Source organism: Pseudomonas sp. GM24 (assembly GCF_000282235.1).
Lineage (GTDB): Bacteria > Pseudomonadota > Gammaproteobacteria > Pseudomonadales > Pseudomonadaceae > Aquipseudomonas.
Genome location: NZ_AKJR01000145.1, coordinates 1 through 13026, shown reverse-complemented (window position 1 = coordinate 13026; position 13026 = coordinate 1). Strand labels below are relative to the sequence as shown.

At 59.3% G+C, this 13026-nt stretch carries 15 protein-coding genes; 11 read left to right on the top strand and 4 right to left on the bottom strand.

Annotation, left to right across the window (positions count from 1 at the left end; genetic code table 11):
- The first annotated feature begins 229 nt into the window (after nucleotides 1–229).
- The 5 genes from oscA (at nucleotide 230) to PMI23_RS17320 (ending at nucleotide 4340) form a co-directional block, all read left to right on the top strand.
- Nucleotides 230–412 carry a sulfur starvation response protein OscA gene (gene oscA / locus PMI23_RS17340; RefSeq protein ID WP_007917682.1) on the top strand — a complete coding sequence of 61 codons (183 nt, stop codon included), beginning with the start codon at nucleotides 230–232 and terminating at the stop codon, nucleotides 410–412.
- Nucleotides 413–559: 147 nt separating this feature from the next.
- On the top strand, nucleotides 560–1573 hold the full coding sequence (locus tag PMI23_RS17335) for a sulfate ABC transporter substrate-binding protein (RefSeq protein ID WP_007917681.1): 1014 nt from the start codon (nucleotides 560–562) through the stop codon (nucleotides 1571–1573).
- A 70-nt stretch (nucleotides 1574–1643) separates the two neighbouring features.
- On the top strand, nucleotides 1644–2462 hold the full coding sequence (gene cysT / locus PMI23_RS17330; RefSeq protein ID WP_007917680.1) for a sulfate ABC transporter permease subunit CysT: 819 nt from the start codon (nucleotides 1644–1646) through the stop codon (nucleotides 2460–2462).
- A 12-nt stretch (nucleotides 2463–2474) separates the two neighbouring features.
- Nucleotides 2475–3347 (top strand): sulfate ABC transporter permease subunit CysW, encoded by an 873-nt coding sequence (gene cysW, locus PMI23_RS17325; protein WP_007917679.1) that lies wholly within the window; start codon nucleotides 2475–2477, stop codon nucleotides 3345–3347.
- 3 nt (nucleotides 3348–3350) lie between these two features.
- Nucleotides 3351–4340 (top strand): sulfate/molybdate ABC transporter ATP-binding protein, encoded by a 990-nt coding sequence (locus PMI23_RS17320; protein WP_007917678.1) that lies wholly within the window; start codon nucleotides 3351–3353, stop codon nucleotides 4338–4340.
- Between the two features lie 114 nt (nucleotides 4341–4454).
- Here the strand turns inward: PMI23_RS17320 and PMI23_RS17315 are convergent, their stop codons facing one another.
- Nucleotides 4455–4982 (bottom strand): Mpo1 family 2-hydroxy fatty acid dioxygenase, encoded by a 528-nt coding sequence (locus tag PMI23_RS17315; protein ID WP_007917677.1) that lies wholly within the window; start codon nucleotides 4980–4982, stop codon nucleotides 4455–4457.
- Between the two features lie 84 nt (nucleotides 4983–5066).
- Here PMI23_RS17315 and PMI23_RS17310 point away from each other — a divergent pair, with 84 nt between their 5' ends.
- Nucleotides 5067–5744 (top strand): Crp/Fnr family transcriptional regulator, encoded by a 678-nt coding sequence (locus PMI23_RS17310; protein WP_007917676.1) that lies wholly within the window; start codon nucleotides 5067–5069, stop codon nucleotides 5742–5744.
- A 256-nt stretch (nucleotides 5745–6000) separates the two neighbouring features.
- On the opposite strand, the gene uraH is transcribed toward PMI23_RS17310, so the two are convergent.
- Nucleotides 6001–6411, bottom strand: coding sequence for a hydroxyisourate hydrolase (gene uraH / locus PMI23_RS17305; RefSeq protein ID WP_007917675.1), 411 nt, complete (start codon nucleotides 6409–6411; stop codon nucleotides 6001–6003).
- 12 nt (nucleotides 6412–6423) lie between these two features.
- Nucleotides 6424–6909 carry a GlcG/HbpS family heme-binding protein gene (locus PMI23_RS17300; protein WP_007917674.1) on the bottom strand — a complete coding sequence of 162 codons (486 nt, stop codon included), beginning with the start codon at nucleotides 6907–6909 and terminating at the stop codon, nucleotides 6424–6426.
- A 136-nt stretch (nucleotides 6910–7045) separates the two neighbouring features.
- Between PMI23_RS17300 and PMI23_RS17295 the strand changes: the two genes are divergently transcribed.
- From PMI23_RS17295 to PMI23_RS17280, 4 genes are all read left to right on the top strand, one after another.
- Nucleotides 7046–7726: a heavy metal response regulator transcription factor gene (locus tag PMI23_RS17295; RefSeq protein ID WP_007917671.1), complete on the top strand. Its 681-nt coding sequence runs from the start codon at nucleotides 7046–7048 to the stop codon at nucleotides 7724–7726.
- Complete coding sequence (locus PMI23_RS17290) at nucleotides 7716–9104, top strand: heavy metal sensor histidine kinase (RefSeq protein ID WP_007917669.1); 1389 nt, start codon at nucleotides 7716–7718, stop codon at nucleotides 9102–9104. The genes PMI23_RS17295 and PMI23_RS17290 overlap by 11 nt, the downstream gene beginning before the upstream one ends.
- Before the next feature lie 110 nt (nucleotides 9105–9214).
- Nucleotides 9215–9463, top strand: coding sequence for a helix-turn-helix domain-containing protein (locus PMI23_RS17285; protein ID WP_007917667.1), 249 nt, complete (start codon nucleotides 9215–9217; stop codon nucleotides 9461–9463).
- On the top strand, nucleotides 9456–10679 hold the full coding sequence (locus PMI23_RS17280; protein ID WP_007917665.1) for a type II toxin-antitoxin system HipA family toxin: 1224 nt from the start codon (nucleotides 9456–9458) through the stop codon (nucleotides 10677–10679). The genes PMI23_RS17285 and PMI23_RS17280 overlap by 8 nt, the downstream gene beginning before the upstream one ends.
- A 3-nt stretch (nucleotides 10680–10682) precedes the next feature.
- Here PMI23_RS17280 and PMI23_RS17275 read toward each other — a convergent pair whose 3' ends face one another.
- Complete coding sequence (locus PMI23_RS17275) at nucleotides 10683–11687, bottom strand: AraC family transcriptional regulator (RefSeq protein WP_007917662.1); 1005 nt, start codon at nucleotides 11685–11687, stop codon at nucleotides 10683–10685.
- A gap of 100 nt (nucleotides 11688–11787) precedes the next feature.
- Here PMI23_RS17275 and PMI23_RS17270 point away from each other — a divergent pair, with 100 nt between their 5' ends.
- A complete protein-coding gene (locus PMI23_RS17270; RefSeq protein ID WP_007917661.1) occupies nucleotides 11788–12858 on the top strand; it encodes a fatty acid desaturase in 1071 nt (356 codons plus the stop codon).
- Nucleotides 12859–13026 lie beyond the last annotated feature (168 nt).

The following is a 13026-nucleotide window of genomic DNA, read 5'->3' as shown; positions in this document are numbered from 1 at the left end:
CGGCCCGAGCCTTCGGCAGCTCCTGCACCGATCCCTGTAGGAGCTGCCGAAGGCTGCGATCTTTTGCTCCCCCAACGCGCAAACCCTTGCCGTGCCACATAATGTTTTCTGGTTATATAAACATTCTTAAATAGTCTTTTTAAGAATATCCGCGCCTCTCTTATATTGCTTCCACGCCGAACGCAGTGCCGCCCACTGCCAGGCAAATCCCATTCAAAGGAGCAGCACCATGAGCGCATCCCTTCGCAGCGTTGACGGTCAGGACGAAAGCACCATTTTGCGTGAAATCCAGAGCGCCCTGCGCGATCTGCGTTTCGGCGCGGTGGAGATCACTGTGCACAACGCGCAAGTCGTACAGATCGAACGCAAAGAGAAATTCCGTTTGCAGCAACCGGGTAAACAACCGGGCTGAGTTGAAGATCAAAAGATCGCAGCCTGCGGCAGCTCCTACAGGGGGCTGTGTGTAGGAGCTGCCGAAGGCTGCGATCTTTAGCCGGCACACCCGATTCCAGATATTCATAAGAAAAAGCCACCACCCAGAATTCCAGGAGCTTTCACCATGTCGTCGATTCGCCGTTACGCTTTGGCCGCCCTGGCCAGTGCTGTGTTTGCCGGTTCCGCGGTTGCCAAGGATTACGAACTGCTCAATGTGTCGTATGACCCGACGCGCGAGCTGTATCAGGACTACAACGCTGAATTCATCAAGTTCTGGCAGAAAGACCACGCTGGCGACACGGTGAAAATCCAGCAATCCCACGGCGGTTCGGGCAAACAGGGCCGTGCGGTGATCGACGGTCTGCGCGCTGACGTCGTGACCCTGGCCCTGGCCGGCGACATTGATGAAATCGCCAAACTCGGCAAGACCCTGCCTGCCGACTGGCAGAAGCGTCTGCCGGAAGCGAGCACGCCGTACACCTCGACCATCGTCTTCCTGGTGCGCAAGGGCAACCCGAAAGGCATCAAGGACTGGGGCGATCTGGTCAAGAACGACGTCTCGGTAATCACCCCTAATCCAAAAACCTCTGGCGGCGCACGCTGGAACTTCCTCGCCGCATGGGCCTACGGCCTGAAAGCCAACGGTGGTGACGAAGCCAAAGCCAAAGAATATGTGCAGACCCTGTTCAAGCACGTGCCGGTCCTCGACACCGGTGCACGCGGTTCGACCATCACCTTCGTCAACAACGGTCAGGGTGACGTGTTGCTGGCCTGGGAAAACGAAGCATTCCTGGCGCTGAAAGAAGATGGCGGCGCCGACAAGTTCGACATCGTCGTGCCTTCGCTGTCGATCCTCGCCGAGCCGCCAGTGGCCGTGGTCGACAAGAACGCCGAGAAGAAAGGCAACGAGCAGATCGCCGAAGCCTATCTGAAGCACCTGTACAGCCCGGCCGGTCAGGAAATTGCCGCGAAGAACTTCTACCGTCCACGTGACAAGGACGTAGCTGCCAAGTACGCCCAGCAGTTCCCGAAACTGGACCTGGTGACCATCGACAAGGACTTCGGCGGCTGGAAAACCGCACAGCCGAAATTCTTCAACGACGGTGGCGTGTTCGACCAGATTTATCAGGCGCAGTAAGTTTTCATAGCCATAAACAAGCCCCGGATTTACCTTCGGGGCTTCGCGCGTTTTTTAACCAAGGACTTTTATGTCGCGTCGTATCTCCCCCGTCATACCCGGCTTCGGGCTGACGCTGGGCTACACCTTGGTGTACCTCAGCCTGATTGTGCTTATCCCGCTGGCGGCGATGTTCGTCCACGCCGCGCAACTTACCTGGGATCAGTTCTGGACGATCATTTCCGCACCACGGGTGCTGGCCGCGTTGAAGCTGAGCTTCGGCACCGCGCTGTGTGCGGCGATCATCAACGGCATCATCGGCACGCTGCTGGCCTGGGTGCTGGTGCGCTACACCTTCCCGGGGCGCAAGGTGATCGACGCGATGATCGATCTGCCGTTCGCCCTGCCGACAGCGGTGGCCGGTATCGCGCTGACCGCGCTGTATGCGCCGGCCGGTCTGGTCGGCCAATTCGCCGCTGACCTCGGTTTCAAAATCGCCTACACCCCGCTGGGTATCACCCTGGCGCTGACCTTCGTAACCCTGCCGTTCGTGGTGCGCACGGTGCAGCCGGTGCTGGCCGATATTCCCCGTGAAGTCGAAGAAGCCGCCGCGTGCCTCGGTGCGAAGCCATGGCAGGTGTTTCGCCACATTCTGGTTCCGGCACTCCTGCCCGCCTGGCTGACCGGTTTTGCCCTGGCGTTCGCGCGTGGCGTCGGCGAGTACGGCTCGGTGATTTTCATCGCCGGCAACATGCCGATGAAAACCGAGATCCTGCCGCTGCTGATCATGGTCAAACTCGACCAATACGATTACACCGGCGCCACCGCCATCGGCGTGTTGATGCTGGTGGTTTCCTTCGTCCTGTTGCTGCTGATCAACTTGCTGCAGCGGCGCATCGAAACCCCATAAGGAGGCGCGAACATGTCCCAATCGTCTATTGCGGCCGCCTCTTCGGCCAACGCTGCACGCCGTGGCAGCGCCACCTCGCGCAGAATCCTGATCGGCCTGGGCTGGCTGATCTTTTTCCTGTTTCTGCTGCTGCCGTTGTTCATCGTCGTATCGCAGGGTTTGAAGAATGGCCTCGGCGCTTTCTTCACCGCGATCTTTGAGCCGGATGCGCTTTCGGCGCTGAAACTCACCGTATTCGCCGTGCTGATTTCGGTACCGCTGAACCTGGTGTTCGGCGTCAGCGCGGCGTGGTGCGTGAGCAAATACTCGTTCCGTGGCAAGAGCATGCTGGTGACGCTGATCGACCTGCCGTTCTCGGTGTCGCCGGTAATCGCCGGTCTGGTCTACGTGCTGATGTTCGGCGCACAAGGCTTGTTCGGGCCGTGGCTGCAGGATCACGACATCCAGATCGTCTTCGCCCTGCCGGGCATCGTGCTGGCGACGATTTTCGTCACCGTGCCGTTCGTCGCTCGTGAACTGATTCCGCTGATGCAGGAACAAGGCACGCAGGAAGAGGAAGCCGCGCGCCTGCTCGGCGCCAATGGCTGGCAGATGTTCTGGCACGTCACCGTCCCCAATATCAAATGGGGCCTGATCTATGGCGTGGTGCTGTGTACGGCGCGGGCCATGGGTGAGTTCGGTGCGGTGTCGGTGGTCTCCGGGCACATTCGCGGGGTGACCAACACCTTGCCGCTGCACGTCGAGATCCTCTACAACGAATACAACCACGTGGCCGCGTTCGCCGTGGCGAGCCTGTTGCTGATCCTGGCGCTCTTCATCCTGCTGCTCAAGCAGTGGAGCGAAAACCGTATCAACCGCCTGCGCGCCAGCGCCGCGGAGGAATAATTCATGTCGATCGAAGTGCGTAACGTCAGCAAGAATTTCAATGCCTTCAAGGCGCTGGACAACATCAGTCTGGATATCCACAGCGGTGAGCTGGTGGCGTTGCTCGGCCCGTCGGGCTGCGGCAAGACCACCTTGCTGCGCATTATTGCCGGCCTGGAAACCCCGGATAACGGCAATATTGTGTTCCACGGAGAAGACGTCTCCGGCCACGACGTGCGTGATCGCAACGTCGGTTTCGTGTTCCAGCATTACGCGTTGTTCCGCCACATGACCGTGTTCGATAACGTCGCGTTCGGTCTGCGCATGAAGCCGAAAAACCAGCGTCCGAACGAAAGCCAGATCGCGGTCAAGGTGCATGAACTGCTGAACATGGTGCAGCTGGATTGGCTGTCGGATCGTTATCCGGAGCAGTTGTCCGGTGGTCAGCGTCAACGTATCGCTTTGGCCCGTGCCTTGGCGGTCGAGCCAAAAGTGCTTCTGCTCGATGAGCCGTTCGGCGCCCTCGATGCCAAGGTGCGTAAAGAGCTGCGCCGCTGGCTGGCGCGGTTGCACGAAGACATCAACCTGACCTCGGTGTTCGTGACCCACGACCAGGAAGAAGCGATGGAAGTCGCCGACCGTATCGTGGTGATGAACAAGGGCGTGATCGAGCAGATCGGCTCACCGGGCGACGTTTACGAAAACCCGGCCAGCGATTTCGTTTATCACTTCCTCGGCGATTCGAACCGCTTGCTGTTGAGCGACGACAATCACGTACTGTTCCGCCCGCATGAAGTTTCGTTGTCCAGGCATGAGCTGGAGGATCACCATGCGGCTGAAGTCCGTGACATCCGCCCGTTGGGCGCGACCACGCGGGTGACGCTGAAGGTTGAGGGCCAGACGGATTTGATCGAGGCCGAAGTGGTGAAAGACCACGACAGCCTGATCGGCTTGGCCAAGGGTGAGACCCTGTTCTTCAAGCCGAAGGTCTGGCAGAAAGTCGCAAGCCTCTAAGACCAAAAGATCGCAGCCTGCGGCAGCTCCTACAGGGGTTTCGGTTGGTCACACATTTTGTGATCGACCAAACCCACTGTAGGAGCTGCCGTAGGCTGCGATCTTTCAAGCGGCCTAAGCCGCCGCTTTTTTGTTCGGATTGACCTGCACCACCCCCGCCCGCGCTTCGATCTGCTCTTTCAATTCATGCCGCATCCCGAGCATGAACGCCAACTCGGCCACCACAAACAACGGCCCGACAATCAGCCCGCTGACGTCATCGACAAACGCCGGTTTGCGCCCTTCATAGTGATGCCCGACAAACTGTATCACCCAGCCCACCACAAACATCGCCAGGCCACTGCTCAGCCAGACCATGGTGCTCTGCTGCGCCAGTACATGCCCGGCCCAGACGGATAAACCCATCAGCACGGTCATCAACACCCCGAGCTTCACTTCCAGGCGCAGGTAAAACCACGCCGAGGCCAGCGCCACGACAACGGCTGGAGATATCCACAAGCCACCCAGCGACCATTGCGGACGCGACAACAAAACCGCCACCGCCACCACAATCAGCGGAATGCCGATAAAGTGGCTGGCGATATTGCGCGGATCACGGTGGTAGGCGGCGTATTGACTGAGGTGGTCGACGAGGCTTTTCATTGTTGTTCCTCCGGTAGGGTTGATCGCATCATCCCTCGGGATCAGGGTTCGCTCTGTCAGGCAGGCGACAATCCAGGAGTGTTTATGCAAATACGTTCACGGCTGATGAGCGGCCAGTGGTTCAGTCATCTGCCGGCATCCTTTCAGGATAGCCTGCTGGCGGCGGCCCGGGAGCGGCGGCTGACGGCAGGGCAGCGCTTGTTTCAGCGTGGTGATGCGCCGTGCGGCTTGTACGCGGTGCTCGATGGCGCCGTGCGCATCGGCGCGGTAAGCGAGCAGGGCAAGGAGGCGTTGTTGAGTCTGGTGGAAGCGCCGCACTGGTTCGGCGAGATCTGCCTGTTCGATGGTCAGCCGCGCACCCATGACGCCTACGCAGTCGGGCCGTGCACGTTGCTGAATATTCCGCAGGCGACGTTGCTGAAACTGCTCGACGAACATCCGGTGTATTGGCGGCATCTGGCGCTGCTGATGAGCCACAAACTGCGCCTGGCCTTCATCAACCTCGAACAACTGAGCCTGCTGCCAGCGCCGGCGCGTCTGGCCCATCGCTTGCTGATGATCGCCGAGGGCTACGGCGAACTCGACGCGCCGCGTCGTGTACTGCAACTGCCGCAGGAGCAGTTGGCATCGATGCTGTCGCTGTCGCGGCAGACCACCAACCAGATCCTCAAGGATATGCAGGGGCAGGGGATTATCGGGCTTGGGTATGGCGAGATCGAAATCCTCGACCCCGCGCGATTGCGCGCCCTGGCCACGATCTGACAATGCACCCCAGCCCCTGTGAGAGCTGGCTTGCCAGCGATAGCGGTGCATCAGCCGACATCGATGTCTGCTGTACGGACGCCATCGCTGGCAAGCCAGGCTCCCACAGGTTTTTTTGGTGTTCGTGATATCTGGAGCAAAGCACAGACCTGTAGGAGTGAGCCTGCTCGCGATAGCCATCTATCAGTTAGCCAATGGGTGACTGACATACCGCTATCGCGAGCAGGCTCACTCCTACAGGGGATCTGTGTTGATTTTACGAACCGCGATAGGTCGAGAAACCGTACGGGCTGAGCAGCAGCGGGATGTGGTAATGCTGATCGGTTTGCTTCACTTCAAAAATCACCGGGATTTCCGGGAAGAACGTGTCGTGCTTGATCTTCTTGAAGTACTCGCCGGTCTTGAACACCACGCGGTATTCACCCGCTTCAAAAGGTTGTTTGGCCGGGAACAGTTCGGCAATCCGCCCTTGTTCATTGGTGGTGCCCTGAGCCAGCGGCTGCCAGTCCTGACCGACATGTTTCTCCAGGGTCACGTTGATGCCCGGCGACGGCAGGCCGTTTTCCAGATTGAGCACGTGCACGCTCAACGGGTTGCCAGCGGCCAGCGCCAGGCTTGAAAAAGCACTCAGGCCGAGCGCGGCGAAAGTCATGCGCAAAGTATTCATCGATGCATCTCCTTATTGGGAACGGGTGGTGGCCAGGCCGGTTTTCTCGGCCGCCTTGATTGCACAGTTTTCGTCTTGCTCGCCGCCGCCGGAACCGGCCACGCCCATCGCGCCGACCAGCTCATCAGCGGCGAACAACGGAATGCCGCCGCCGAGCAGCAGCAGTTCGTCGAGAGTGTTGAGGTTGGCGGTTTGCGGATTGCTGCGAGCGCGTTCGGCAAATAGCCGCGTGGCGGTTTTGGTCGACAGCGCGGTGTAGGCCTTGCGTTGGCTGGCAGCCGTGTTGTGCGGGCCGACACCGTCGCCGCGCAGGGTCACCAACAGATTGCCGCCCCGATCCAGCACCGACACCGTGCCGGTGCAGTTGGCCATTGCCGTGTCGGCGAGCAGCCGTGCGGTTTTCAGGTCGAGATCGGCGTGACGCGGCAGTTCCGGGCTTGCGAACACGCTGGCACTGAGGCCGAGGGCCAGGCTGGCTACAAGGTATTTGACGGTCATGGACAGGCTCCAAAAGCTAAGGTCGCCACCTTAATCGCCGCTCTTCGTCAGAACCTCGTCAGTCTGATTACAAGTTTGTAATGGGCAACGCCGGCGAAGGCGCCTAGCCTGTACGCCTGATCAATCGAGGTGTGCCATGCGTTTGCTGGTCGTAGAAGATGAAGCCAAAACCGCGAATTTCCTCGCCAAAGGCTTGGGCGAGTCGGGTTTTGCCGTGGACGTGGCGCTCAATGGCCTCGATGGCCGTTACTTTATCGAGCAACAGGAATATGACCTGATCATCCTCGACGTGATGCTCCCCGGGCTCAACGGCTGGCAATTGCTGCAGCTGATCCGCCAGCGCGGCGCCACGCCGGTATTGTTCCTGACCGCCAAGGACGCCATTGAAGACCGCGTGCGCGGCCTCGAGCTGGGCGCCGACGATTACTTGCTCAAACCCTTCGCTTTCGCCGAACTGCTCGCGCGGGTACGCACATTGCTACGGCGCGGGCCGATGCGCGAAGCCGAGTCGTACAGCATCGCCGATCTGGAAATCGATGTGTTGCGCCGCCGTGTCAGTCGCGGCGGCCAGCGCATTGCCCTGACCAACAAGGAGTTCGCCTTGTTGCAATTGCTCGCCAGCCGTCAGGGCGAAGTGCTGTCGCGCACGCTGATCGCCTCGCAGGTGTGGAACCTGAATTTTGACAGCGACACCAACATGGTCGAAGTCGCCGTGCGGCGTTTGCGTTCGAAAGTCGATGATCCGTACATGCCGAAACTTATCCACACCGTGCGCGGTGTCGGTTATCAACTGGAAGCGCCGGACGATGCGCTCTAAGTCGATCGCCTGGCGACTGGCGCTGGCGTTCGCCATTGTTTGCGCCTTGGTACTGAGCACGATTGGCGTGTTTCTCTACCGCTCGCTGGCCTCGGAAATCGCCTACCGCGACGACCTCGCGTTGCTTGGACGACTGGAGCAAGTGCGCGCGTTGCTCGCCGACAGCGACAGCCTGGACGCTTTGCAGGCACGGCCACGGCTGTATCAGAACATGCTCGGCAATCTCGACAGCCTGTTGCTGGTGCGGCGTGCAGACGGATCGAGTGTGATCGCGATCAATCCACGGCAGCGCGAGTTGCCCGCACTGAACGCCATCCCCCGCGAGCAAACGCCGCAGCGTCCCGATGTGCTGACCTGGCAAGCGCCGGACGGTGCTGAACTGGCGCTGTTATCCGGCGAAGCGCAAGGGCCGAACGGCGAGCCGCTGACGGTCATTGCCGGCAAAGTGCTGAGCGAGCGTGAATCGATGCTAGGCAGTTATCGCATGCGCTTGTACCTGTCGGTTGGCCTCGGTGCGTTGCTCGCTTTTGCCTTGGGCTTGCTCTTGCTGCGCCGGGGCCTGCAACCGTTGCGGCAGTTGAGCGAAGCGGTGCGCGGCATCGATCTGCGTAGCCTTGATCAACGCCTGCCTGCCAATGGCACGCCGGCAGAATTGCTTGAACCGGTGCAGGCGCTCAACGGCATGCTCGCGCGGCTGGACGATAGCGTGCAGCGCCTGTCGCAGTTCTCCGCCGACCTCGCCCACGAAATCCGCACGCCGTTGCACACCTTGCTCGCCAGTAACGGCCAGGCGCTGAATCATCCGCGCAGCACCGAGGAATATCAGGAAGTCCTGGCCTCGAACATGGAAGAGTTCGAACGGCTCAAGCGCATGGCGGAAAACCTGATGTTCCTCGCCCGTGCCGAGCAGGCCGAGCGGGCGCTGAATTTGCAAATCCTGGATTTGCACAGCGTTGGCGGTGAGCTGTGTGATTACTTTGAAGCCTTGGCGGATGACCGTGACGTGCGGCTGGACAATCAACTGCACGGTGAACTGCTTGCCGATCAGCAACTGTTGCAACGGGCGCTCGGCAATCTGTTGGCCAATGCCGTGCGTCATGCCGATCAAGGATCGGTGATCAGTCTGCGTCGCCGCGACGAGTCGGGTGAGTGCTGGTTGCAAGTGCACAACCATGGCCCGGCGATTGCGCATGAACATCTGAGCAGACTGTTCGACCGCTTCTACCGCGTCGATCCTTCACGGGCAGAGCCGGGGGATTCGGGTGGCTTGGGGCTGGCGATCGTGCAGTCGATCATGCAGTTGCATGGGGGACAGGTGCGGGTGAGTAGTGATGCTGACGGCACTGTTTTTGAGCTGGGGTTTGTGGTGAGCAAGTGATTGCTTCGTGATCACTGGGAACTAGGCTAATCTTGTTCAGTGAGTGCATCAAATGCGATGCAAATTAAACATATATCTAAATTTGCACCATATTTGATGCAGGAAGCCCTATGGAACAGCTTGGCGAGTTGATCAAAGCCCTGCGCAAGGCGAACAAAATGACCCAGCAGGCACTGGCTCAGCAATACGGAATGAGCCGCGCGACGATTTCGGGGATCGAAAACAACACTATTTCGGAAATCGGCCTGCGCAAAGTCGAAGCGATCCTCAACGGGTTTGGCTATGAGCTGACTGCGGTTCCGCGTCAGTCCCGTCGACCGACACTCGATACGCTGCAAAAGGTCAACTTCCATGACTGAGTCGTCAGATCGATTAAATGTCTGTGTCGGCGGGCAAGCGGTGGGAACGTTGGCGCGCGGGCAAGATCGAGTCGACAGCGTCTTCAGTTACCGCGAAGAAACCAGTGCTGGAAATGCCGTGTCACTGACAATGCCGTCCCGGCTGGAGAGTTATCTTTGGGAGCATGGCATTCATCCGGTTTTCGAGATGAATCTGCCCGAAGGCGCCCTTCGTGATGAGTTGGTTCGGCGTTTCAGCAAAGCGGTTCGCGGCTTCGATGACTTTGCATTGCTGGCCATTGTCGGCCCCTATCAGCTCGGTCGGTTATCCATTGCCAGCCCATCGATGACGGATCGCCCGCCTGAAACGTCGCTGGCCGATCTGCTGGTGCACGATGGTGCGCAAGGCTTGTTCGAGGATCTGTTGCAAACCTATGGCCAGTATTCCGGAGTGTCTGGGGTGCAGCCTAAAGTGCTGGTACGTGACAGTGCGGCTGCGATTGATCGTCTGACGCATCGGGGATCGACCCATTTGGTCAAAGCTTTTCGGGCTGATGAATATCCGCATTTGGCGACCAACGAATACTTCTGCATGCGTGCCGCGCAACACTGCGGGCTAGACGTGCCGAACTTCGAGCTCAGCGAACATGGCAGGTTTCTGGTTATCGAGCGCTTTGACTTGAGCGCTACGGGCTACCTGGGTTTTGAGGACTTCTGCGTACTCAACGGTTGGCCGTCGAAAGCCAAATACGACGGCTCTTACGAAGGCGCGGCCCGGCAGATCAAAGCGTTTGTTTCGCCTGCATTGCTCAATCTGGCGCTGGAAGCATTTTTCAAGATTGTGGCTTTGTCCGCAGGCGTGAAAAACGGCGACGCTCATCTCAAAAACTTCGGCGTGCTTTACGAAAGCTGCGGCGAGGAATCGACAATCAGACTCGCGCCCGCATACGACATCATCACCACATCGGTCTACATAAAGAACGACAGTATGGCGTTGCTCTTGGGTGGCTCGAAGGCTTGGCCCAAGCACAAAATGCTGATGCGGTTCGGTCGTACGGCCTGCAATCTGACGGAGGCGCGTTGCAATGAATTACTGCAGCAAGTCGCTAACGGTATGCAGGTGGCAATGGGCGAAATGGCGGAGTACGGCGCCAGTCATCCGGCGTTCGCCGCGATGGGTGCTGCGATGATCGAACAATGGTCATCTGGTATGGAACGCAGTCTGGCTAAAGGCTGACGATCAGCGCAAGCCATCTCGAAACTGCCCCGGCGTCATCCCCGTCCAGCGCTTGAACGCGCGGCTGAAGCTGCTGGTATCGGCGAACCCGAGCAAATAACTCACCTCACTCAACGAACACTGCGGATCCCGCAGGTGCAACAGCGCCAGGTTCTCGCGGCTCTCGTTGAGCAATGTGTCGAAGCGACAACCCTCATCCGCCAGATGCCTTTGCAGGCTGCGCAAACTCAGGTGCAACGCCTGGGCAATCCGTTCTGCACTGGGTTCACCTTCCGGCAGTTGTTCTTCAATGGCATCGCGCACCTTGCGCTCCCAGGTCAACGGCTGGAGCTGAGCCATGGTGCGTTTGAGCACGGCTTCATTGTGTTCAGCGAGTTCCGGGTTGGCGTCGTCGAGGTGGCTGTCGAAATCGGCGAGGGCGAACTCCAGACGATCCTCGGCACAGCCGAAATGCACCGGGGCGCGGAAGACTTTGTGCCATTGGTGCACATCGGTTGGTTCCGGACGGCGCAGATACACGGCGAGTGGCGCGTAATCGCGGCCGAGGCGATTGCGGCAAGTGCGCACGTAGATCGCGGTGAACGCGTCGATGGCTTCGAAGGCTGGCGCCGGATTGCCTGACGGAATCTTCAGACGGAATTGATAGCGGTCGTCGCTGCGGCTCAGTTCCAGTTCCAGCGCATCGCTGACCACCGGGTGATAGCGCACGATGCGTTCGAATACCTCGCGCAAACTGCCGCTGGCGACCAGCGCATAACCGAGCGCATGGAACGTGGTCGGGCTGACGAACCGCGACACGCGCAGACCAATCGCCGGGTCGCCACTCACCTGCACGGCAATTTCCCACAGGCGCGTAGTGCCGGACAGTGGATAGCGCGCGTTGGGGTCGTCCATCAAATTCGGATCGAGCCCGGCCTGCTGGCACAGGGCAATGCTGTCCAGCCCGAGCGCATCGAGTTGCTTGCGCAAGGCACGGGTCCAGCTGGCGAGGGAGGTCGGTTCCTTCATGCTGATTGGCGCTTCCGGTCAACAGGTTGGCGTTCTTGGCTACCGCAAATGAAGCCTTGGCGAGGCACGATGCGAACATCATAGACCCGAGGATGGAAGCATGGACGGTACTTCTGCAAGTCCCCAGCGACACAATGCGGCCCAGCGATCAGCGCATATTCGCCAAGTGGTGCTGGCCAAAGGCGTCGAACTGCGCGAGCGCTACCCGATTCTCAAGCATCAGGATGCGCTGGGTGCGGGGATTCTGGCGTTTGCCCTGATCGGGATGATGGGTTCGGCGGCGCTGTACATCAGCGGCCACATGGCGTGGTGGGTTTGCCTGCTGCTCAATGCGTTTTTCGCGTCGCTGACCCATGAGCTGGAGCACGATCTGATCCACAGCATGTATTTCCGCAAACAGCGCGTGCCGCACAACCTGATGATGGGCCTGGTGTGGCTGGCGCGTCCGAGTACGATCAATCCGTGGATTCGTCGGCATCTGCACCTCAATCATCACAAGGTCTCCGGCACTGAAACCGACATGGAAGAACGCGCGATCACCAACGGCGAGCCGTGGGGTTTTGCGCGCTTGCTGATGGTCGGCGACAACGTGATGTCGGCGTTTATCCGCATGCTGCGGGCCAAGACCTGGGCGCATAAGTTCAGCATCATCAAGCGCACGTTGAAGGTCTACGCGCCGCTGGCGCTGGTGCATTGGGGCGCGTGGTATGTGTTTCTCGGTTTTCATGCGGCCAATGGCATTGCGTACCTGCTGGGGGCGCCGATTGAATGGTCTGCGACGACGTTGTCGGTGATGCAGGTGATCGATATCGCTGCTGTGGTGATTATCGGTCCGAATGTGTTGCGCACCTTTTGTCTGCACTTCATCAGCTCGAACATGCATTACTACGGCGATATTGAACTGGGTAATGTGCTGCAGCAGTGTCAGGTGTTGAATCCTTGGTGGCTGTGGCCGTTGCAGGCGTTCTGCTTCAACTTTGGCAGCAGTCACGGGATCCATCATTTTGTCGTGAAGGAGCCGTTTTATATTCGCCAGATGACCGTGCCGGTGGCGCATAAGGTGATGCGTGAGATGGGGGTGCGGTTTAATGATTTTGGCACGTTTGGGCGGGCGAACCGGTTTGTTCGTCGGGATGAAGTTGCGGTGTCTGGTGAGGCGGTGGAGGCCTGACGAGTTGCCCTCACCCTAGCCCTCCCGAAACGTCGGACCGCCCATAGGGAGAGGGGACTGACCCGGGGATATTGAGGAGTTACACCGAAGTGAAAGAGCTTTGTCGAATTCATAATCGACCCGATTTTTCAGGTCGATGTTTGACGAAAGACACCTCGGTCAGTCCCC

What these genes read in the sequence shown, in the direction of transcription:
- oscA (WP_007917682.1), top strand. Translation starts at nt 230, where the DNA reads ATGAGCGCATCCCTTCGCAGCGTTGACGGTCAGGACGAAAGCACCATT.
- PMI23_RS17335 (WP_007917681.1), top strand. Translation starts at nt 560, where the DNA reads ATGTCGTCGATTCGCCGTTACGCTTTGGCCGCCCTGGCCAGTGCTGTG.
- cysT (WP_007917680.1), top strand. Translation starts at nt 1,644, where the DNA reads ATGTCGCGTCGTATCTCCCCCGTCATACCCGGCTTCGGGCTGACGCTG.
- cysW (WP_007917679.1), top strand. Translation starts at nt 2,475, where the DNA reads ATGTCCCAATCGTCTATTGCGGCCGCCTCTTCGGCCAACGCTGCACGC.
- PMI23_RS17320 (WP_007917678.1), top strand. Translation starts at nt 3,351, where the DNA reads ATGTCGATCGAAGTGCGTAACGTCAGCAAGAATTTCAATGCCTTCAAG.
- PMI23_RS17315 (WP_007917677.1), bottom strand. Translation starts at nt 4,982, where the DNA reads ATGAAAAGCCTCGTCGACCACCTCAGTCAATACGCCGCCTACCACCGT.
- PMI23_RS17310 (WP_007917676.1), top strand. Translation starts at nt 5,067, where the DNA reads ATGCAAATACGTTCACGGCTGATGAGCGGCCAGTGGTTCAGTCATCTG.
- uraH (WP_007917675.1), bottom strand. Translation starts at nt 6,411, where the DNA reads ATGAATACTTTGCGCATGACTTTCGCCGCGCTCGGCCTGAGTGCTTTT.
- PMI23_RS17300 (WP_007917674.1), bottom strand. Translation starts at nt 6,909, where the DNA reads ATGACCGTCAAATACCTTGTAGCCAGCCTGGCCCTCGGCCTCAGTGCC.
- PMI23_RS17295 (WP_007917671.1), top strand. Translation starts at nt 7,046, where the DNA reads ATGCGTTTGCTGGTCGTAGAAGATGAAGCCAAAACCGCGAATTTCCTC.
- PMI23_RS17290 (WP_007917669.1), top strand. Translation starts at nt 7,716, where the DNA reads ATGCGCTCTAAGTCGATCGCCTGGCGACTGGCGCTGGCGTTCGCCATT.
- PMI23_RS17285 (WP_007917667.1), top strand. Translation starts at nt 9,215, where the DNA reads ATGGAACAGCTTGGCGAGTTGATCAAAGCCCTGCGCAAGGCGAACAAA.
- PMI23_RS17280 (WP_007917665.1), top strand. Translation starts at nt 9,456, where the DNA reads ATGACTGAGTCGTCAGATCGATTAAATGTCTGTGTCGGCGGGCAAGCG.
- PMI23_RS17275 (WP_007917662.1), bottom strand. Translation starts at nt 11,687, where the DNA reads ATGAAGGAACCGACCTCCCTCGCCAGCTGGACCCGTGCCTTGCGCAAG.
- PMI23_RS17270 (WP_007917661.1), top strand. Translation starts at nt 11,788, where the DNA reads ATGGACGGTACTTCTGCAAGTCCCCAGCGACACAATGCGGCCCAGCGA.